The sequence below is a fragment of the Frigoribacterium sp. MCBA15_019 genome (assembly GCF_001864945.1).
Taxonomy (GTDB): domain Bacteria; phylum Actinomycetota; class Actinomycetes; order Actinomycetales; family Microbacteriaceae; genus Frigoribacterium.
Window position 1 is genome coordinate 1 of record NZ_MJGS01000012.1, and the last position, 20,173, is coordinate 20,173.

Annotated in this window: 17 protein-coding genes and 3 tRNA genes; 6 read left to right on the top strand and 14 right to left on the bottom strand. The window is 73.0% G+C overall.

The window, feature by feature from the left end:
* Window positions 1-127 precede the first annotated feature (127 nt).
* The 6 genes from BIV04_RS09230 to BIV04_RS09255 all read right to left on the bottom strand — a co-directional run bounded on the left by BIV04_RS09230 (window position 128) and on the right by BIV04_RS09255 (window position 5,938).
* Window positions 128-943 (bottom strand): ABC transporter ATP-binding protein, encoded by an 816-nt coding sequence (locus BIV04_RS09230; RefSeq protein ID WP_255364236.1) that lies wholly within the window; start codon window positions 941-943, stop codon window positions 128-130.
* A complete protein-coding gene (locus tag BIV04_RS09235; RefSeq protein WP_071256007.1) occupies window positions 940-1,629 on the bottom strand; it encodes a GntR family transcriptional regulator in 690 nt (229 codons plus the stop codon). The genes BIV04_RS09230 and BIV04_RS09235 overlap by 4 nt, the downstream gene beginning before the upstream one ends.
* 150 nt (window positions 1,630-1,779) lie before the next feature.
* Window positions 1,780-2,760, bottom strand: coding sequence for an MDR family oxidoreductase (locus BIV04_RS09240; protein WP_071256008.1), 981 nt, complete (start codon window positions 2,758-2,760; stop codon window positions 1,780-1,782).
* Between the two features lie 44 nt (window positions 2,761-2,804).
* Window positions 2,805-4,202, bottom strand: coding sequence for an SPFH domain-containing protein (locus BIV04_RS09245; RefSeq protein ID WP_055975635.1), 1,398 nt, complete (start codon window positions 4,200-4,202; stop codon window positions 2,805-2,807).
* An 11-nt stretch (window positions 4,203-4,213) separates the two neighbouring features.
* Window positions 4,214-4,723, bottom strand: coding sequence for a hypothetical protein (locus tag BIV04_RS09250; protein ID WP_071256009.1), 510 nt, complete (start codon window positions 4,721-4,723; stop codon window positions 4,214-4,216).
* A gap of 189 nt (window positions 4,724-4,912) precedes the next feature.
* Window positions 4,913-5,938: a 6-phosphofructokinase gene (locus BIV04_RS09255; RefSeq protein WP_056260133.1), complete on the bottom strand. Its 1,026-nt coding sequence runs from the start codon at window positions 5,936-5,938 to the stop codon at window positions 4,913-4,915.
* A gap of 143 nt (window positions 5,939-6,081) precedes the next feature.
* On the opposite strand from BIV04_RS09255, the gene BIV04_RS09260 reads away from it, so the two are divergent.
* Window positions 6,082-6,765 carry a hypothetical protein gene (locus tag BIV04_RS09260; protein ID WP_143048648.1) on the top strand — a complete coding sequence of 228 codons (684 nt, stop codon included), beginning with the start codon at window positions 6,082-6,084 and terminating at the stop codon, window positions 6,763-6,765.
* Between the two features lie 99 nt (window positions 6,766-6,864).
* On the opposite strand, the gene BIV04_RS09265 is transcribed toward BIV04_RS09260, so the two are convergent.
* Window positions 6,865-7,350 carry a pyridoxamine 5'-phosphate oxidase family protein gene (locus BIV04_RS09265; RefSeq protein WP_071256011.1) on the bottom strand — a complete coding sequence of 162 codons (486 nt, stop codon included), beginning with the start codon at window positions 7,348-7,350 and terminating at the stop codon, window positions 6,865-6,867.
* 59 nt (window positions 7,351-7,409) lie between these two features.
* Window positions 7,410-8,318 (bottom strand): rhodanese-related sulfurtransferase, encoded by a 909-nt coding sequence (locus BIV04_RS09270; protein ID WP_071256012.1) that lies wholly within the window; start codon window positions 8,316-8,318, stop codon window positions 7,410-7,412.
* A gap of 96 nt (window positions 8,319-8,414) precedes the next feature.
* Between BIV04_RS09270 and BIV04_RS09275 the strand changes: the two genes are divergently transcribed.
* Window positions 8,415-9,845 carry a GntR family transcriptional regulator gene (locus tag BIV04_RS09275; protein WP_071256013.1) on the top strand — a complete coding sequence of 477 codons (1,431 nt, stop codon included), beginning with the start codon at window positions 8,415-8,417 and terminating at the stop codon, window positions 9,843-9,845.
* 9 nt (window positions 9,846-9,854) lie between these two features.
* Window positions 9,855-10,853, top strand: a complete 999-nt coding sequence (locus BIV04_RS09280) for a DNA-3-methyladenine glycosylase (protein WP_255364237.1) — start codon at window positions 9,855-9,857, stop codon at window positions 10,851-10,853.
* A 57-nt stretch (window positions 10,854-10,910) separates the two neighbouring features.
* On the opposite strand, the gene BIV04_RS09285 is transcribed toward BIV04_RS09280, so the two are convergent.
* Window positions 10,911-11,381: a MarR family winged helix-turn-helix transcriptional regulator gene (locus BIV04_RS09285; protein ID WP_071256014.1), complete on the bottom strand. Its 471-nt coding sequence runs from the start codon at window positions 11,379-11,381 to the stop codon at window positions 10,911-10,913.
* Between the two features lie 41 nt (window positions 11,382-11,422).
* On the opposite strand from BIV04_RS09285, the gene BIV04_RS09290 reads away from it, so the two are divergent.
* The gene (locus tag BIV04_RS09290) at window positions 11,423-15,043 is read left to right on the top strand and encodes a proline dehydrogenase family protein (protein WP_071256015.1); all 3,621 of its coding nucleotides are present in this window, start codon (window positions 11,423-11,425) and stop codon (window positions 15,041-15,043) included.
* Between the two features lie 67 nt (window positions 15,044-15,110).
* Here BIV04_RS09290 and BIV04_RS09295 read toward each other — a convergent pair whose 3' ends face one another.
* The gene (locus BIV04_RS09295) at window positions 15,111-15,548 is read right to left on the bottom strand and encodes an Lrp/AsnC family transcriptional regulator (protein WP_043593232.1); all 438 of its coding nucleotides are present in this window, start codon (window positions 15,546-15,548) and stop codon (window positions 15,111-15,113) included.
* Between the two features lie 102 nt (window positions 15,549-15,650).
* Between BIV04_RS09295 and ddaH the strand changes: the two genes are divergently transcribed.
* Window positions 15,651-16,529, top strand: a complete 879-nt coding sequence (ddaH, locus tag BIV04_RS09300) for a dimethylargininase (RefSeq protein WP_369825306.1) — start codon at window positions 15,651-15,653, stop codon at window positions 16,527-16,529.
* Between the two features lie 3 nt (window positions 16,530-16,532).
* Here the strand turns inward: ddaH and BIV04_RS09305 are convergent, their stop codons facing one another.
* The 4 genes from BIV04_RS09305 to BIV04_RS09320 form a co-directional block, all read right to left on the bottom strand.
* On the bottom strand, window positions 16,533-18,050 hold the full coding sequence (locus tag BIV04_RS09305; protein WP_071256016.1) for a glycosyltransferase family 39 protein: 1,518 nt from the start codon (window positions 18,048-18,050) through the stop codon (window positions 16,533-16,535).
* A gap of 121 nt (window positions 18,051-18,171) precedes the next feature.
* Window positions 18,172-18,244: transfer RNA gene (locus BIV04_RS09310), tRNA-Phe, on the bottom strand.
* A 36-nt stretch (window positions 18,245-18,280) separates the two neighbouring features.
* Window positions 18,281-18,357, bottom strand: a tRNA-Asp gene (locus BIV04_RS09315).
* 83 nt (window positions 18,358-18,440) lie between these two features.
* Window positions 18,441-18,516, bottom strand: a tRNA-Glu gene (locus BIV04_RS09320).
* 333 nt (window positions 18,517-18,849) lie between these two features.
* Between BIV04_RS09320 and BIV04_RS09325 the strand changes: the two genes are divergently transcribed.
* Window positions 18,850-20,136, top strand: a complete 1,287-nt coding sequence (locus BIV04_RS09325; RefSeq protein ID WP_143048651.1) for a M23 family metallopeptidase — start codon at window positions 18,850-18,852, stop codon at window positions 20,134-20,136.
* Window positions 20,137-20,173 lie beyond the last annotated feature (37 nt).

A 20,173-nucleotide genomic window follows, 5' to 3' on the forward strand; every position in this document is an offset into this window, starting at 1 on the left:
TGGCGGGGTGGCGGGGTGGCCGGTTGGCCGGGTGGGCCGGCGGCGGGCGCTCCGGCAGCGGCTACGCGTGGCGCCGTGATGCACCGGGCGGCTCAGCGGCGGCGCACCAGTCCTCGTCCACCCGGGGTCAGCGGCGGCGGGCGCGGGCCGACCAGCGACCGTCGGCCCGACCGATGACGAGCGGGTGGTCGAACGCGCCCGACACGAGGTCGGACGTCAGCACCTCGTCGGCCGGGCCGGTGGCGAAGACCTCGCCGTCGCGCAGCAGCAGGGCGTGCGACGTGCTGCTCGGCAGGTCCTCGAGGTGGTGCGTCACGGTGACCGAGGCCATCCCGGGGTGGGCCGTGCGCAGCTCGTCGACGGTGTCGAGCAGGTGTTCCCGCGCCGCGACGTCGAGCCCCGTCGCCGGTTCGTCGAGCAGCAGCAGGGCCGGCTCCGAGACCAGGGCGCGGGCGATCAGTGCCCGACCGCGTTCACCCTGGGACAGCACGCTCCACCGTGCCGAGAGGCGGGACGAGAGGCCGACGCCCGCGACGAGGTCGACGACCCGCGCCTCCTGATCGTCGGTGGGCGCCCAGCGGGGCACCGGGTCGCTGCTGCCCGTGACGCCGGTCAGCACGACCTCGCGCACGGTGTTGTCGCCCACCATGCGATGGCGGGGATCGACGTGGCCGATGTGGCGGCGCAGCTCGCTCAGCTCGACGCGTCCGAGGCGGCGGCCGAGGACGTCGACCGTGCCCGCCGTCGGATGGCCGAGCGCACCGCACAACGTCATCAGCGTGGTCTTGCCGGCTCCGTTGGGGCCGATCAGCGCCCAGTGCTGGCCGGCGTCGACGCGCAACGACACGTCGTGCAGCAGATCACGACCGCCCCGGGTCACCCGCGCGTCGACGACGTCGAGCACGGGCGGCACCGGGGCGGCCGCGAGGGGAGCTGAGGTCACGCGCGGTAGACGCCCGCCTCGCGCACCTGGTCGAACAGGCCCTGCAGGCGCGCGGGCTGCTCGCGCACGGCGGCGGCCGCCGCCTCGGCGTCGTCCGCCTTGACGGCGTCACGGAGGGCCACGGTGAAGGCGTGGGCCTGGGGGTAGTCGAAGATGCCGTTGGCCGACGGGCGACGCAGCAACAGCAGGAGGCGCGGGCCGGTGTTCGACCACAGTCGCGTCAGCGATTCGCTGTCGGCCGCGGCCAGCAGGATCTCGTTGGCCCGCACGAGGCCCGCGATGTCTTCTTCTTTCTTCGCCTTGAAGGCCTTGGCCCGGGTGTCGAGCAGACCGACGACCTCGGCACGCTGGGCCTTGTCGAGCTTGGGTACGGCGCGCTCGACGAACAGCGACCAGACGGCGTAACCCACGTCGACGGTGTCGACGAACTCGTCGTACGAGGGGTCGACGATGCGCGTGTAGCGGTTGGCCTCGATGTCGACCAGGGCCTGGTCGGCGAGCTTGGCGATGGCCTCGCGGACGGGTGTGCGGGAGACGCCGAGCCAGGCGACCAGCTGGTCGTCGTTCAGACGTTCGCCGAACTCGAGGGTGCCGTCGATGATCGCGGCGAACATCTTGTCGTAGACGACGTCGCGCAGCAGGCGGCGGGGAGCGGGAGTCTGGTCGTCGTTCTGGGGGATCGGCATCGGGGGCCTCCGTCGTGTGTGCGGATGGGTGGCGACGGTCGACGGTGCGGGACACCGCGGTCGGTCGGGTTCGTCGACCCGGCCCTGAACCGGTCGCCGACATGTCGAGCATAAACCCGTGGGCTGAGTACGTATGGGTGATCCGGAGTTCTAGATTCGCGATCCGCCGACGCGCACGACCGTCCGGCCCCGGGTCCGACCCGCCAGGATCGCCTCGCCGGCGTCCACCACGTCGGCGAGGGCGACCTCGTCGGTCATCGAGTCGAGCAGGTCGAGGTCGAGGTCTCGCGCCAGTCTGTCCCAGGCGCGCTGCCGCAGCTCGAGGGGCGCCTCCACCGAGTTCACGCCGGCCAGGGTCACGCCCCGCAGGATGAAGGGCAGCACCGTCGTCGGCAGGTCGGCCCCCTGGGCGAGCCCGCACGCCGTCACGGTGCCGCCCCACCGGGTCTGGGCCAGGACGGTGGCGAGGGTGTGGCTGCCGACCGAGTCGACGCCGCCGGCCCAGCGGGCCCGCTGCATCGGCTTGCCCGCGCCGGACAGCTCGTCGCGGTCGATCAGGGTGGAGGCCCCGAGCGAGCGGAGGTAGTCGCCCTGCTCGGCGACGCGACCCGAGGAGGCGCTGACCGAGTACCCGAGGCGGCTCAGCACCGCGATCGCCACCGACCCGACGCCTCCGGCCGCCCCGGTCACCACGACGTCGCCGTCGTCGGGGCCGACGTCGCGCTCGAGCCGGAGGACGCTGAGCATCGCCGTGAAACCCGCCGTGCCGATGGCGGCGGCGCGCCGGCCGTCGATCCCGCGGGGGAGCAGCACGGCGCTGTCGGGGTCGATCACGACCCGTTCGGCGAAGCCGCCGGGCTTCGTCTCGCCGTGGCCGGCACCGTTGACGAGCACCTCGTCGCCCGGTGCGAAGCGCGACGAGCCCGAGGAGGCCACGACGCCTACCAGGTCGATGCCGGGCACCAACGGGTCGACGCGGGCCACCCCGGGGTCACCGCGCAGGGCGAGCCCGTCTTTGTAGTTGACGCCGGACCAGGTGACGTCGACGACGACGTCACCTGGTCCGGCGACCGGTTCGTCGAGCTCTCTCAGCTCGGCGGTCCTGCCCTTCTCGACCACGATCGCACGCATGCGACCGAGGCTACGCGGGCGCGATCAGGCGAGGCCAGGGGCGATCAGGCGCGATCGACGGGGCCGGACGCACCGGCCTTGCCCCCGAGGAAGCCGCCCAGCGCGCTGACGAGGTCGAGCCCCGTCGTGGCCTTCACGACGTCCTGCAGCTGCGTCATGTTGTTGGCGACGGACTTGGTCAGCTCGTTGGCGCCGTCGGTCGACACCACCGTCAGGGCGTCGATGTTGCCCATCGGGGCCGCCATCTCGCGGGCGATCTCGGGCAGGCGCGAGATGACCTGCGACGCGAGCGCCGCCTGGCCGAACTTGCCCTGCGCCTCGGCCAGGGCGTCGACCGCCTCGGCCTCGGCGAGACCCTTGGCCTTGATCGCCGCGGCCTCGGCCCGACCGGCGGCCTCGACCGCTGCGGCCTCGTTCTCGGCCGCGTTGCGGGCGGCGTCGGCGAGCTGGGTGCGGCGGAACGCCTCGGCCTCGACGGCGGCGTTGGCGGCGTCGCGCTCGGCCTCGGCGTTCTGCACGGACGCGTAGGCCGCGGCCTCGGCGGGCTGACGGACCTCGATGTTGAGTCGCTCCTGGTTGACCTTGGCCTGCTCGGCGACGGCGATGCTCTCTTGTTCGGCGACCAGCTTGTCTTGCATGGCCCGGGCGAGTTCACCGGCGGCGGCGGCCTCGGCCTGTGCCCGGTCGGTCTCGGCCTTGATCTGGGCCTGGCGCACGTCGAGCTGCAGCTGGCGCTCGGCCGTCTGCTGGGTGTTGCCGATGCGGGCCAGGGCGGCGATGCGCTCGGCTTCGGCCTCGGCGACGTCGGCGTTCTGCTTGGCGACGGCGGCCTCGGCACGCCCGCGGTCGGCCAGGTACGTGCTGCCCGGCGTCTCGATCTCGCGGATGTTCATCGTCTCGATCTGGAGGCCCAGCTCGGCGAGCTCGCCCTTCGTCTCGTTGACGGCGTCGGCCGCGAGGCGCGAGAAGTTCTTGACCAGGTCGTCGACCGGCTGGCCGCCGATGAGACCGCGGATCGACCCCTCGAGCGACTGCTGCACGATGACGGGCAGCTGCTGCTGCTGCAGCAGGTAGCGCTGGGCGGCGCGACGCACCCCGTCTTCGGTGCCGGTCACCTTGAAGTTGACCGTCGCCTTGACCGCGGTGCGGATGTAGTTGGCGTCGATCGCCTGCACCTCGACCGGGGTCTGGTACTGCTCGAGCGACAGCTTGAAGCCCTCTTGGAAGATCGGCCACACGAAGGTGCGGCCACCGATGATGACCTTCTGCGGGCTGGAGATGCCCCCGCCCTCGGAGCGTTCGGCACCACGGCCGACCACGATCAGCGCCTCGTTCGGCGGGACGCGCCGGACGCGGCTGGCGACGAACGACAGCAGGGCGAGCACGATGACGACGGCGACGACGATGGCGACGACGCTGACGTTGGAGGAGATGAAGTCCACAGGGCTTCCTTTCAGTTGGTTCGGGGATCACGTGACGCGGAGGCCTCGCCGGCGTCGAGCGCCTCGACCTGCACGCGCGGGCCGTTCTCGGCCACGACGCGGACGCGGACGCCGCGCTCGATGCGTGCGTCACTGGTCGCGAGCCGACGCTCGAGCTCGCGGACGTCGTCGAGCCGCACCTCGCCGCCGGCCGGGCCGGTGGCCTCGGTCGTGACGCCGACGAAGCCGACGGGCGACCAGTGGCCGCCGCTCTCGCGGCGCGTCACGCGGCGGACGACGAGCTGGATCAGCACGAGGGCGACGAGCGCCATGCCGACGGCGACGGCGTACGTCCACCCCACCGCGAGGTCGGTCTGCGACGTGACGACCCCGGCGAGCCCGAAGATGGCCAAGGCCGCGCCCAGGGCGACGCCCGACACGAGCCCGTCACCGACGTCGAAGACGTCGAGCAGGTCGCCCACGACGATGCTGACGAGCAGGAGCAGGAGTCCGATCGCCCCCACCACGATGAACGTGATCATGTGCCGAGCCTGTCAGAGTCCGGCCGGTCGCACATCGCCTGTGCGACGGACCCGGGGTGACGACGAGGCGGTCGGCCCTGGGGACGAGCCGACGAAGGGCCCACGGGGACCCCGCCCGCGAACTGCGCGCCCGTGTCCCCGCCCGGCCCGCCCGTGCCCACGACCTGGCCGCCCCCGCTCGCGCTCCCGTCAGCCGAAGAGGATCGCGGCCTCGTCGTAGCGGTTCTGCGGGACGACCTTGAGGCTGTCGAGGGCTTCCTCGAACGAGACGTGGACGATCTCGGTGCCGCGCAGGGCGACCATGCGACCCCAGCGTCCCTCGACCACCGCGTCGCTCGCCGCCATGCCGAGTCGCGTGGCGAGCACACGGTCGTAGGACGTGGGCGTTCCGCCGCGTTGGATGTGCCCCAGCGTCGTGGCGCGGGTCTCGATGCCCGTGCGCTCCTCGATGACGGGGGCGAGGCGCTCGCCGATGCCGCCGAGGCGCGGGCGGCCGAAGGCGTCCAGGCCGCGCTCGGAGTGCACGTCGCTCTCGTGGTCGGGCACGAAGCCCTCGGCGACGACCACCAGCGGTGCGCGCCCCCGGTCGTAGGCCGACTGCACCCACTCCACGATCTGGTCCATGCTCGTCGCCTGCTCGGGGATGAGGATCGCGTGGGCCCCCGCGGCCATGCCCGAGTGCAGGGCGATCCACCCCACGTGCCGGCCCATCACCTCGGCGACCATGCACCGGCTGTGCGAGTCGCCCGTGGTGCGCAGGCGGTCCATGGCGTCGGTGGCGATCTGGACCGCGGTGTCGAAGCCGAAGGTGTAGTCGGTCGCCCCCAGGTCGTTGTCGACGGTCTTGGGCACGCCGACGATCTTGAGCCCGGCATCCGTCAGGCGCTTGGCCGCGGCCAGCGTGCCCTCTCCGCCGATGGCGACCATGGCGTCGATGCCGAAGCGCTCCATGTTCTCGGCGATGCGGTCGACGCCGCCGTCGCCCTCGAACGGGTTCGTGCGACTCGTCCCGAGGATCGTGCCGCCCTGCTTGGCGATGCCCTGGATCTCTTTGCGGGTGAGGGGCATCACGTCGCCGTCGACCACGCCGCGCCAGCCGTCGCGGAAACCGACGAATTCTTGTCCGTGGATCTGCGTGCCCTTGAGCACGGCGCCGCGGATGACCGCGTTGAGACCGGGGCAGTCGCCACCGCTGGTGAGGATTCCGATTCGCATCGAGGGGCTCCATCGCATCGAAGGGCCCGATCGACGGGCCGAGGTCGAGACCCATCATGGACCACGAGGAGGCGCGACACCTGTCCACGGGGCCGGTCGCCGCCCTGCCCGGTCGCGCAGGCGGCCGTACTACCCTCGCCTGCATGAGCAACGAGCAGCCGGGGCGTCCTCCGTCGCCGTGGGCACGCTTCGCCCGGCCGACGCCGACCGAGCCCGACCGGGGCGAGTTCCCGTTCGGCCCCCCTCGGCCGGTGCACCCCGAGACGGCCGCGGCCGACCACGGCTGGCCGCTCGACCACTCCGGTGCCTCGCAGCCGCCCGCCACTCAGCAGCCGTTCTTCCCCCAGCCGGTCGGGCAGCAGCCCGCCGTCCAACAGACCGCCGCGCCCACGTGGGACTCCGACGGTCGTCAGGTCTGGGCGCCCGGGCCCGGGGCCGCACCCGCCGCCGGGTCCGCGATCGACGCCCGACCCGAGAACGCCGGCCTCGGCTCGTACTTCTTCCCCGCCGACGACGACTGGTCGTCGGCGCCGCCCCGCACCGACGACGAGGGCCGTGGTCTCGCGATCGCGTCGATCGTCTTCGGAGTCTTCTTCGCGCCCCTCGGCCTGGTCTTCGGCATCGTGGCCGCGCGACGCGCCCGGGTCGCCGGCCGACCGGCCACCGTCGCCCTGACCGGCATCGTGATCGCCTCGATCGTCATCGTCCTGAGCCTCGTGGTCGCCATCGCAGCGCTCGACTTCTATTCGCAGCTGGCGACTACCTGCGCGCAGCTCGGGCCGGGCGACTACGTGAACGGCGACGGCCAGACCGTCACCTGCGGCTGACCCGGCCGGCCACCGTTCGGCATCGGCCACCGCCGGGCACCGGGCGCGGGCCGTCGGGGGCGCGGGCCGTCCCGCACGACCCGCGCCGCGCCTCCTCGGCTAGAGCGAGACGGTGCCGGTGTCGGCGACGTTCTTCGGGTGCCCACCGGTGACGGCCGCCTTGGCGTACTTGAACAGGGTGACGGCCTTCGGCTCGTTGCTGATCCAGTACTCGGCCGTGTCGACGTCGACCTCGAGCAGGGCGACGCTCGGGTCGTCGCGGCCCCGGTCGAACCAGGCCTCGGCGCCGGTCGTCCACAGTTCGTCGATGATCGCGGAGTCCTTCACGATCGACGCCTTGCCCGCGAGCGACAGGTAGCCCTTGCCGGTCTCGACGGCGACGTTCACCTGCGGGTGCGCCTTGACGTCGTCGACCTTCGGAGAGGGGTCACGCGTGAAGAAGTACACCTTGCCGTCGAAGTCGCGGTCGACGATCGCGAGGGGCCGGCTCACGAGGTGGCCGTGGCTGCTCTGCGTGGTGAGGATGCCGATGCGGCCCGCGTCGAGGACCTCGCCGATCTTCTTGGTGTCGTTGGTCTCAGTCATGCCGGGGACCCTACGCCGGAGGCTCGTCGGCGGTCACAGCACCGGAGGCTCGTCGGCGGTCACCGCACCGGAGATCCGCCGGCGGTCACCACCGAGGAGGCGCGGTGCCGGTCGCAGGTCACGTCGCCTCGTGCACCGCACCCCTCGCAGGCGACCAGTTGCTCCCGGCACTGCACGTCGACGCAGTTCTGCATGCGGCTCGTCGCGGTGCCGCAGACCTCGCAGCGACCGATCACGGCCGCGTGGTCGCTGAACTCGACCGAGCCGCGACCGTCGAAGACGTAGAGCGAACCGTCCCACAGGCCGTCGTCGCCGAAGCGCTCGCCGTACCGCACGACACCGCCGTCGAGCTGGTACACCCGCGAGAAGCCGCGGGCCGTCATCAGCGACGAGAGCACCTCGCAGCGCACCCCGCCCGTGCAGTACGTGACGACGGGCTCGTCCTTGAGGTGGTCGTACCGCCCGCTGTCGAGTTCGGCCACGAAGTCGCGGGTGGTGGCCACGTCGGGCACCACGGCCCCTCGGAACCGGCCGATGCGCGACTCGTACTCGTTGCGTCCGTCGAAGAAGGTGACCTGCTCGCGGTCGACGAGGTCGTGCAGCTCGTCGGGGGAGAGGCGCTCGCCCGTCCCCACCACGCCGGACCCGTCGACCTCGAGCTCGCCGGGAGCGCCGAACGTCACGATCTCGTCGCGCACCTTGACCGACAGGCGGGGGAAGTCGTCGCCGGTGCCTTCGCTCCACTTGACGTCGAGCTGGGCGAAGGCGGGATGCTGTCGGGTCTTCTTGAGCCACCGTTTGACGTCGGGCAGGTCGCCGCCGAGCGTGCCGTTGACCCCGTGACGAGAGACGAGCAGGCGTCCGCGGAGGTCGAGGGACTCCGCGAGGTCGCGCTGCCAGAGACGGACGGCCTCGGGGTCGGCCAGCGGGGTGAACGCGTAGAACAGCACGATTTTCGGGGTGGCCATCCCGGCAGTCTAGTTTTCGGCCCCACTGCTCGACGCACAGGGCATGAATGCCTTATCGTCTTCACTGGCATATCTGACACCAGCAGAGAGGCGCCGATGCCCGTCCCCACCCCCGCCCGTCCGGTCATCCCCCGTCGCCTGCACAAGGACGCCGTCTACGACCATCTCGTCGAGGCCGTCCTCGACGGCACCCTCCGGCCCGGTGAACGACTCCGCGACGCCGACTGCGAGGACTGGCTGGGGGTCTCGCGCACGCCGATCCGCATCGCCATCGCGAAGCTCGAGCACGTCCAGCTGGTCGAGTCGATCGGTGGCCGGTCGAGCTTCGTCGTGGTCCCCCGGCGCGAGACCTCCCTCGACCTCCTCTCGAGCGGGTGCGCCCTGCTCGCTGCCGCCCACGACTCATTCCCGGGCGGCCCGCGAGATCACGAACGGGTCGAGATCGCCGAGGGTCTGCGGGCCGTGGCGGACGCCTGCGTCATGGGTCCGACGAGCCCTGCGGCGACCGCCGCCGGCGCCGTCGCCGACTCGTGGGACGACCTGTGGTCCGTGGTGGCCGGGCTGCGGTCGAGCGGACTCGCCGCCCGTCACGCGCGTCGCCTCGGTCTGCCCCTCCGCCATCATCTGCGAGAGCTCTCGTCGTCCGACCTCGTCCGGGTGGCGGATCTCGCCTCCGACGCGGCCCGCCACCTCGAGGAGGGCGACCCCCTCGATTTCACCCCCGGCCTCGTGCGGTCGGTCGCGTCCCTGTGCGGGCTCGTCGACCGAGCCGACGTGGTCCCCGGGGGCCGGGATGCCTCGAGGCCGGTCGGTGGGTCCCGTCCCCGAGCGGCACCCCTCGCCGACGGCGATCAGCGCCTGCACGACCTGCCGGTGCGCCGCCGCCTCAGCGACGACGTCCACGACCTCGTCCTCAGGGCCGTCCTCGACGGCACCCTGGCTCCCGACGAGCGACTCGTCGACGCCGAGCTCATCGCCTGGCTCGGCGTCTCGAGGACGCCGATCCGCCACGCCCTCGAACGGCTCGACGAGACGGGTCTCGTCGAGCTCGCCCCGAACCGGTACACCCGCATCGCCCGGCCCGACGCGGCGCAGGTCGTGGCGGCCCGCGAGCTGTACGCGGGCCTGGTGTCGTGGTCGGCCGATCTCGCGTCGGCTGCCGGGGGCGGTGACGCCGACGCCCTCGCGGCCGTGCGGCGACTCGACGCCGTCGTCGGGCGAGCAGAGGGTCGCGCGATGACGCTGTCCACCCTGTCGTGCCTGGCCCCGGTGATCAGGCGGGCGGTCTCGGCCGGCCGGTCCCGGGCTCTCTCGCACGAGCTCGACGTCCTCGAGCCGCGCCTCGCCCACGGTGCCGTGTCGTGCCGGTTCGAGCTGCCGCCGGGTTCGTGGCGGTCGTTCTCCCGTGCCGTCTCGGGCGCCGCCCCGGGCGCCGACGGCGGGGTCGGCCCGGCCGTCGCCGCGTTCGTGCGCTCACTGCGCTCACCGGCCGACCGAGCACTCCGCGCTGTCGGGGGCAGCGTCTAGCATCGCGACATGGACCAGGTCGAGATCGCCGTGACCGACTCCGACCCCGGCCCCGACGGCGGTGTGCCCTCAGCCGCCGGGTCGCCGGCCGTCCGGCTGGGCACGGTGTACTCGTCGGCCCGGCCGGTCGACGTCCGAGCGACGCTCCGACCTCTCAGCCGTGGCTCGGGCGACCCGGCCTTCCGGGTCGTCGGCGACTCCACGTGGCTCGCACTGCGCACGCCGACCGGTGAGGCGACGCTGTGCGTGTCGGCGAGTCGCGCCTCCTCGTCCGTCCGCGCCGACGCGTGGGGGCCGGGTGCGGCCTGGGCGGTCGAGCACGTGCCCGAACTGCTCGGCCGGGGTGACGACTGGTCGGGGCTCGACGTCACGACCAACGCGTTCCTCGCCGACGCTCGTCGGCGGCAGCCGGGGCTTCGCCTCACCCGCACCGAGCTCGTGCTGCAGGCCCTGGTCCCGGCGATCCTCGAGCAGAAGGTGACGAGCGTCGAGGCCTGGCGCGCGTGGCGACAGCTCGTGCGTCGCCACGGCACGCCGGCCCCCGGTCCGGCGCCCGAGGGGCTCGTCGTCCCGCCGGACGCCCAGGGCTGGCGTCGCATCCCGAGCTGGGAGTGGCACCGGGCCGGTGTCGGTCCCCAGCGGTCGGCGACCGTCATGAGGGTCTGCGCGGTGGCACCCGCACTCGAGCGCACGCTCGCCGTCGGTCGGGGTGGCGACGAGGTCGCGACGCGCCTCCGGTCGATCCCCGGCGTGGGCGTCTGGACCGCCGCCGAGACGACCCAGCGTGCCCACGGCGACCCCGACAGTCCCAGCGTGGGCGACTACCACCTCCCCGCCGTGGTCGGGTGGGCGCTCATCGGTCGTCCCGTCGACGACGACGGCATGCTCGAGCTGCTCGAGCCGTGGCGTGGCCACCGTGAGCGCGTCATGCGGCTGATCACGGGCAGCGGGTTCTCGAAGCCGAGGTTCGGTCCGCGCATGACCATCCAGGACCACCGCTCCCACTGACGCGGTCGCCGGCCGAGGTCACCGCGCCTCCGCGACCGGACGCCGAGGAGGCGCGGCTCAGCCCTGCGGGTCGGGCGACGCGTCCGTGCCGATCGCCTCGAGCACGCGACCCGAGAACGCCTGGACGACCTCGGCGTCCGCCCCGAGCACGTCCGCGAAGTACCTCTTGATCGCGGCCGTGTGGCCCCGGGTCGCGGCGAGCATGGCCCGGCGGCCGTCAGGCGTCAGCTCGACCCAGGTGCCGCGCGCGTCGGACGCGCACTCGGTGCGGCGCACCAGCCCACGGCGCTCCATGCGGGTGACCTGGTGGCTGACCCGGCTCTTCTCCCAGCCGATCTGCTCGGCGATGTCGCGCACGCGCGAGCGTCGGTCGCTGCTCCGGCCCAGGCCGACGAGGATCTCGTACTCGGGGGCGGAGACGCCCGAATCGCTCTGCAGGCGGACTTCGAGGGCACGGTCGAGCCGTCGTCTCATGACGTAGAAGGAGTCCCAGACGACCCACTCCTCGTCGGTGAGTTCGTCGGCCATTCGCCCAGTGTAGGGACGGTGGCGCGGCATATCCTCGACCCATGTCCGATGTGCACGCCGACGAAGTCACGCAGCAGACCGTCGAGACGGCCCGCCGCTGGTGGGACGCCGCGCGTGCCGTCCCCGTGCAGGGCCCGGCCGCCCGTCTGACCGAGGTGTTGCGCGACCCCCGCGGGCTCGACTTCGCCCGCGAATTCGCCGACCGCGTCGTCCGACCCGAGGACGACCGGGCGGCCGCGTCCGCACTCGACTCGCTCAGCCGACGCACGCCGGCCCTGCTGCCCTGGCACCTGCGGGCGGCGATCTCGTTCGGCGGGGGCTTCGGCCCGCTCGCACCCAAACCGATCATGCCGGTCGCGCGGCGGACGCTGCGCCACATGGTGGGGCACCTGCTCGTCGACGCGCCACCCGAGAAGCTCACGCAGGCCCTCGCCGGCCTGCGGGGCGACGGCGTCCGGCTCGACCTGACCGCCTGGGGGCCCGTGGTGTCGGGCCCGACCCAGGCCGAGCGGCGCGTCGCCGCGGTCCGGGCCCTGATCGAGCGGCCCGACGTCGAGCGCGTCACGACGACCGTCCGCGAGCTCGTCGGCCCGACCTCGCCCTGGTCCTTCGACGAGACGAGCGACCTGGCCGAGTCGAGGCTCGGGCCCCTGCTCGAGCTCGCGGCGTCGACGGGCACCCTCCTCACCCTCGGCGTCGACCGGCACGCCGACGTCGACCTGACGATCGACGTCTTCACGCGTCTGCTCGACCGACCCGGGCTCGAGTCCGTCACGGCGGGCATCGTCGTCCAGTCGTACGTCCCCGAGGCACTCGACTCGCTGCGGCTGCTCACCGACTGGGCCCGGGACCGTGTCGACCGGGGTGGCGTCCCGATCTCGGTCCGGCTGGTCAAGGGCGGGTCACGCCGTGACGAGATCGTCGACGCCCGCCTGCACGACTGGCCCGTCGTCACCTTCGAGGCCAAGCACGAGACCGACGCCAGCCACCTCCGGCTGGTCGAGTTCGCCCTGAGGCCCGAGAACGCCGCGGTCGCCCGGGTCGGACTCGCCGGGCACGACGTCTTCGACCTGGCCCATGCCGTCACGGTCGCCCGTCGCCACGGCACCGACCACCTGCTCGACGTCGAGATGTGGCTGGGGTCCGCGCCCGGTCTCGCCGAGGTCGTCCGCTCCGAGCTCGGATCGCTCGTCCTCCAGGCGCCGGTCATCGTCTCCGGCGAGTTCGACTCCGCCGTGCGACACCTGGTGGGCCGGCTGGACGCGCTCGCCGACCCCGAGGGATTCCTCTCGAGCACCCTCGACGTCGACCACGAGGCCGCGTTCGCCCGCGAGGCGCGACGGCACGACCGCGCCGTCGCGACCGTGGCCGAGCTGCCCTCCGTGCCCCGGCGGCGACGAGACCGGTCCGGGCCGCTCGACGAAGGCCCCGACCACGTCGTCGACTTCGTGGCCGAGGCCGACACCGATCCCTCGCTCGACGGCAACCGCCGGTGGGCCCGGGGCGTGCTCGGGCGCGCCCGTCGGTCGACCGCCGGCGTCGAGACCGCCGACGCGGCCCCCTCCCTCGGGCTCGCGTCCTCGGGGGGCGCAGCCCTCGACGACGCGACCCTCGAGGCGCTGGTGACCCGCGCCTCCTCGGCCGGGGCGGCCTGGGGCGGCCAAGAGCCCGAGACCCGCGCCGAACTGCTCGACCTCGCGGGCCGCGAGCTCGCCCTGCGGCGCTCGCGCCTCGTCGAGGTGTCCGTCAGCGAGTCCGGCTCGACCCTGTCCGAGGCCGACCACGAGGTCGGCGCGGCCGTCGACTCGGCCCACCGGCTGGCTGTCCTGACCCGCGACCTCGCGACCGTCGACACGGCCGAGCACCGGCCCCCGCGGCTGACGGTCGTCGTGCCCGACCTCGTCACACCCGTCGCCAGCACGGTCGAGGGGGTGCTCGCGGCGTTCGGCGCCGGCAGTGCGGTCGTCGTCCACCTGCCCCCCGGTCGGCGGCGGGCGGTCGCCGTCGTCGCGGAAGCGCTCTGGGCGGTCGGCGTCCCCGACTCGCTCCTGGCCCTGGTCGTCGCCGACGACCCCGACCACGAACGGGCCCTGCTGACGCACCCCGTGGTCGACCGGGTGGTCGCCCACGCGCCGATCGAGACGGCCGTCGGCCTCCGCGACGTGCGCCCGGACCTCGACCTCGCCGTGCGGACCCGGGGGGTCACCTCGCTCGTCGTCACCCCCTCGGCCGACCTCGAGCTCGCCGCCGCCGACGTCGTCGCGAGCGTCGTGGACCACGCCGGCCGCGGCCACGGCGCGCTCGACCTCGTGCTCGCCGTCGGTTCCGTGGGTCACGGCGAGACGTTCCGTCGCCTGCTGCGCGAGGCCTTCGAGGCGGTCGTCGTCGGTCCCGCCGACGACGTCGCCACCGTGATGGGGCCGCTCGCCTCCGCCCCGACCGGGTCCGAGCTCGACGTCCTGACCGTGCTCGGCCCCGGCGAGTCGTGGCTGCTCGAGCCGCGTCCCCTCGACGCGACCGGGGCCCTCTGCTCGCCGGGCGTGCGCGACGGCGTCGACCCCCGGGGTGCCTTCGCCTCGAGCACGCACGGGGTCCCCGTCGTCGGCCTCGTCACCGTCGAGACCCTCGCCGAGGCGGTCACGGTGCAGAACGCCGAATACGGCGGCGACGTGGCGGGTCTGCACTCCCTCGACGTCGACGAGATCGACGAGTGGCTGCACACCGTGCGGGCAGGTGACCTCGTCGTCGGCGGTCCGACGACGGGTGCGCGGGTGCGCCGCAGGCCCACCGGCGGGTGGGGTCGACGGGCGATCGGTCGGGGCCTCAAGCCCGGTGGCCCGAACGCCCTGATCGGCCAGGGGGCCTGGCGTCACCGTCCCCACGACCCCCGCCCCTCGCTGCGCCTGCACGACGTCTCCGAGGGGGTCACCCGCCTGGTCGACGCGGCCCGCCCCGCTTTGTCGTTCGAGCAGTTCGACTCGCTCCGCACGGCCGTCGAGAGCGACCAGCGCGCCTGGCAGTCCGAGTTCGGGCTGGCCCGCGACGTCACCGGCCTCGTGGTCGAGCGCAACGTGCTGCGCTACCGACCGCACCCCGTGACGGTGCGACTCTCCTCCGGGGCCGATCCGTCGGCGCTCGTCCGGCTCGTCGCCGCCGGTGCGCGGGCGGGGTCGACCCTGGCCGTCAGCTCGGCCGTGCCGTTGCCGGCGGGTCTCGTGCACCTGTGGCGCGCCTCCTCGTCCCCGGTGCGCGTGCGCGACGTCGTCGTCGAGAGCGACGAGGCGTTCGTGGCGCGGGCCGCCGCGGGGGCGTTGCAGGGCGGCACGGCCGAGGCCGCCGGTCCGGACGTGCTCGACCTGCTGGCCGAGGCCGCCGGGGGCGAGCGGGCCTCCACCGACGGGGGGCGGGTCGACGACTCGAGGCCGGCTCCGTCACCCGAGGCGGTGGCCGCCTACCGCGGCCTGCGCATCCGGATGATCGGCGGAGACCCCGCCGCACTGGCCCGGGCGCTGCAGGGCAGCCCCGACGTGACGATCTTCTCGGGCGAGGTGACCGAAGAGGGGCGGATCGAGCTGCTGACGTTCGTGCGTGAGCAGTCCGTCTCGCTGACGGCGCACCGGTACGGCCGCCTCGACCCCGCGCTGGCCGACCTGCGGCTCTGACCGCGAACTGCGGCTCTGACCGCGACCGGCCGCTCACGGCCCGCCGCCGGGCCGCCGCCGGGCGCCGTCAGGCCGAGCGGCGGCTGATGAGTTTCGACAGCACGATCGCGCTGCGCGTGTGGTCGACGTTCGGGGCGTTGCGCACGCGTTCGAGGGCTTCCTCGAGCGACGGGATGTCGCGGCTGCGCATGTGGACGATGGCGTCGGCGCTGCCGGTCACCGTGCCGGCGTCGACGACCTCGGGCACCGTGCCGAGGATGCGTTGCAGTTCTTGGGGCGAGACGGTGCCACGGCAGAACAGTTCGACGTAGGCCTCGGTGCCGAGCCCGTCGACGGCGGGGTCGACCTGCACGGTGAACCCCTTGATCACCCCGTCGGCGACGAGGCGGTCGACGCGGCGTTTGACCGCTGAGGCACTGAGGCCGACCGAGGCGCCGATGTCGCCGTACCCGGCACGGGCGTTCTGGCGCAGGAGGTCGATGATGCCGTAGTCGAGATTGTCCACGAGGGCATGGTACGCGGGAAAACTGCACCGAAGCTGACAAATACGCAAGAATAGTGCGTGAGAGCCCGGCCTCGTGCGCGCCTGCGATGTGACACTGATCCGGTGAGCCTGACGATCGAACCCTCCGACCTGCCCGACGCGACCGCCCGACGGGACGCCGCCCGTGTGGCGAGCCACCGGACCATCTTGATGTGCCGACCGGAGCACTTCACCGTCAGCTACAAGATCAACCCGTGGATGGACCCCACCCAGCCGACCGACACCTCGTTGGCGCTGGCCCAGTGGCAGACCCTCTACGACACCTATGTCGGCCTCGGATTCGACGTCGAGCTTATCGACCCCGAAGAGGGCCTGCCGGACATGGTCTACGCGGCCAACGGCGGCTTCGTCCTCGACGGCGTCGCGTACGGGGCGCGCTTCACCTACCCCGAGCGTCAGGCCGAGGGCCCGGCCTACATGCGGTGGTTCGCCGCGGCCGGCTTCGAGGTGGCCGAACCCGCCGAGACCAACGAGGGCGAGGGGGACTTCCTGTTGGTCGGCGACGTCATCCTGGCCGGCACGGGCTTCCGCAGCGACTCGAGTTCGCACGACGAGATCGGTCGCGTCTTCGGGCGCGAGGTCGTCAGCCTCACCCTGGTGAACCCGAGCTTCTACCACCTGGACACCGCCATCGCCGTGCTCGACCCCGAGCCGGTGGACGGCCGTCACACCATCGCGTACCTCGAGAGTGCCTTCGACGACGCCTCGCTCGCGATCCTGCGGCAGCGCTTCCCCGACGCGATCCTCGTCAGCGAGGAGGACGCGGCCATCCTCGGGCTCAACTCGTACTCCGACGGTCACAACGTCGTGATCGCCGCCCGGGCGACCGGCTTCGAGCGTCAGCTGCGCGAGCGCGGCTACAACCCGATCGGCGTCGACCTCTCCGAGCTGCTGCTCGGCGGCGGCGGCGTCAAGTGCTGCACCCTCGAGCTGCGTCGCTGAGCGTCAGGCCGGCGGTCGCGCGAAGAGGTAGACGACGCTGCGTCCGGTGCGGTGCTCCTGCCGGATCTCGTACCCCTCGTCGCGCAGCTGGCGCAGGTCGTCCTCGCTGAGGACGTCGACCGAGAGCCGGGCGATCCACAGGCGGTCGACCGACGACAGTCGGTCGGCCAGATCGACGGCGTCGTCCTCGTCGTCGAGGCGCAGGGTGACGTCCGAGTACGAGCCCGACGGCAGCCCCGACCGGACGAAGGCGACGTCGTCGAGCCCGGCGAAGCGCTCCGGGTAGGCGTAGATCGCCTGGCGGGGTCGCGTCGACACGGTGCCGGTCGCGTCGAGCAGGAACGCGTCGCCCGGGCGGGCCTGGCTCTCGATGTAGCTCGAGAGCTGGGAGAGGTCGCTGCCGCCCCCCTTGCCGGTCGGCAGCCGCTGCAGAACGTAGGTCGGGACCGAGGCCGCCACCAACAGGGCGACGAGGGCGATGCTGATCCAGCGCCGCCGGAAGCCGGTGACGGCGACCGCCAGCAGCAGGCACATGCCCGGTGCCGAGAAGGTCACCAGTCTCGACGTGTACACGGGCGACAGGACGAGCCCCAGCGCGAGCAGCAGCCCGGCGGGCAGCGCGACCCAGAGCGCGCCGAGCAACACGACGCTGCCCGGCGTCCGTGAGCGGTCGCGGAGGCGGGTGCCGAGCAGGATGAGCAGGACCGCCGACACGACGGCGAACGCCAGGCCCGTGACGAACCACGGGTCGACCAGGACCGTCCACCAGGTGACGTCGGCACCCGTCGACGGGTCGGCCACCCCCAGGAGGCGCGAGCGCTCGGCGAGGACCGTCCCGATGACCGGCGAGGTCACGAACAGGGCCGCCCCGGTCGAGACGGACCAGCCGAGGAGGCGGTGGCGGGCTCCCCGACGTCGGCGCTGTGCCGGCGCCAACAGCAGGAAGACGCCGTGCACCACGATGATCAGGCCGAGGGGGACGAAGGTCGCGATCGACCCGGCGAGGACCGCGCCGTACCCGATCCACCAGCGTCGGCGGTGACGCCGAGAGGCCACGAGCAGCAGCACGGTCACCCAGACGGCCAGGGCGGCCGTGAGCGCGTAGGGGCGCGCCTCGGCGGCCTCGAGCGTGAAGCGGGGCAGCACCGCGAAGACCGCGGCGGCCAGCAGGGCGGTGCGCCGGGTCGTCAGCATGCGCGTCAGGACGAGCACCCCGGCGGCCCCGGCCCCGACGAAGACGGCCGACGGGAACCGCGTGGCCACCTCGGCCTCGCCGAAGGCGCCGACCCAGAAGTGCATGAGGAGGTAGTAGACCGTGTGCACCGCGTCACGCTGGTGGACGAAGGCCAGCAACTCGCCGAGGGGAACGCGTGCCACCTGCAGCGTCGTCGCCTCGTCGCTCCAGTACGAGGGCACCCAGCTGAACGCGGCTCCGAGCAGGAGGGCCGCGAGGCCGGCGACGAGCGGGTCGAGCCAGCGGCTACGGAGGGAGACGACCGCGGGGTCGTGGCCGATGCTCACGCGGCCGTCCCGCAGCGCCGAATCACGGCTGCGCCGCAGCGTCGACGGGCGGCTGCGCCGCAGTGCCGACTCACGGCTGCGCCGTTAAACGAGTCAGGCCCCGCCTGAGCGGGGCCTTCTGTGGCTGGACACGGCATCGATCCGTGGACCTTTCGATTTTCAGTCGAACGCTCTACCAACTGAGCTACCCAGCCGTGAGGGCCCGAAGCCCCCAGGCGATGAACTCGCCTTGGCGACCCTGACCGGACTTGAACCGGCGACCTCCGCCGTGACAGGGCGGCGCGCTAACCAACTGCGCTACAGGGCCAAACTTGCTGCTGTGACACAGCGTACTCGATGTTCTGTTGTGATTGGTGCAGGTGGTGCCTCGGTGCGGTCTTGCGGTGGTGCTGGTGACCCCAACGGGATTCGAACCCGTGCTGCCGCCGTGAAAGGGCGGTGTCCTAGGCCACTAAACGATGGGGCCGTGTCCGAGGACGTCATAGCAACCGATCACAGAGCATACGGATGATCGCGGGCAAATGCAAAACGGGGGCGACGCGGATCGACGCGCGCGCCTCCTCGTCCCCCGTCCTGGTCACGCGACTCGCCCGCCACTCCGTCGCGATTGCCCGGCGATCGCGCGAGCGGAGGCTAGTTTCAAGTCGTTCTTGAGAGTTCGGGCCCACCCCCGGGTCGGCCCGCCCGTCGTCACCGCCTCGCGGTGCTGTACGGGACCGCCCGCCGGGGTTACCGTGTCCAGCACGGCGACCACCGGCCCCACGGACTCGACGCCGTCACGACGAATCGGACCCACTCGATGACCACCACCCGCCGACCCGGTCGAGCCCGCCTGGCGAGCCTCACGTCGGGTCCCCTCGCGCCGTCGTCGCGGCTCGCCCGCGTCGTCGTCTCGATCGCCGCCGCGTCCCTGCTGCTCACCGCGGGTGTCGTCGGACTGCCCGCGTCCTCGGCCACCGCCGCGTCGTACCCGTCGTGGGAGGACGTCCAGAAGGCCCGGGGCGACGAGACCGCGAAGCAGGCCGAGATCACCAACCTCGAGGGCATCCTCACCCAGATGCAGGCGGACCTCGACGCCAAGAACGCCGAGGCCGAGAAGCGCGGCGACGAGCTGCAGAAGGCCCAGTCCGCGTACGACGACGCCCAGTACAAGACCACGCAGCTGCAGTCGCAAGCCGACGCCGCCGACAAGGTGGCCGCTGCCAGCGAAGAGCGTGCGGGTCAGCTGGCCGCCCAGCTCGGTCGCTCCGGTGGCACGAACGGCGTCAGCGGTAGCCTGATCGCCGACCCGGGCGAGGCCGGGCAGTTGCTCTACAAGCTCGGCGCGATGAGCAAGCTCACCGAGCAGGCCGACGGCATCTACTCGCAGGCCACCCAGGACCGCAACACCGCCCAGGGGCTGAGCGACCAGGCCGCCGTCGCCGAGGCCGCCCTCGCCGTGCTGGCCGACACGGCGCAGAAGGCCCTGGCCGACGCGAACGACGCCGCCCAGGCCGCGAGCGACGCCCTCGCCGCGCAGCAGGAGAACCAGGCGCGGCTCCAGGCCCAGCTCGAGACCCTCAAGACCAACGTCGACCACACCGAGGCCGAGTACCAGAAGGGCGTCGAGGAGTCCCGCGCCGCCGCGGCCGCCGCAGCGGCGGCGACCAACGGCACGGCGCTCGGGGTCGTCTCGCCCCAGGGCTGGACGCGCCCCGCCGGCGGCAACATCTCGAGCGGCTTCGGCATGCGCGTCAACCCGGTGACGCACGCGTACATCCTGCACGCGGGCACCGACCTCGCCGCGGGCTGCAACTCGCCGATCTACGCGGCGACCGCGGGCGTCGTCACCTACGCCGGCTGGTACGGCGGCTACGGCAACTTCGTGCTGATCGACCACGGCAACGGCGTCACGACCGGCTACGGCCACCAGCCGAACGGCGGCATCATGGTCAGCGTCGGCCAGGCGGTCGGCACCGGCCAGCAGATCGGTCACGTCGGCTCGACCGGCAACTCGACCGGGTGTCACCTGCACTTCGAGACCCGGGTCGGCGGCGTCGCGCAGAACCCGCAGCCGTTCATGGCCGACCGCGGCATCCGCCTGTAGACGCCGTCCGCGCCCGGCGGCACGACGAAGGGCCCGA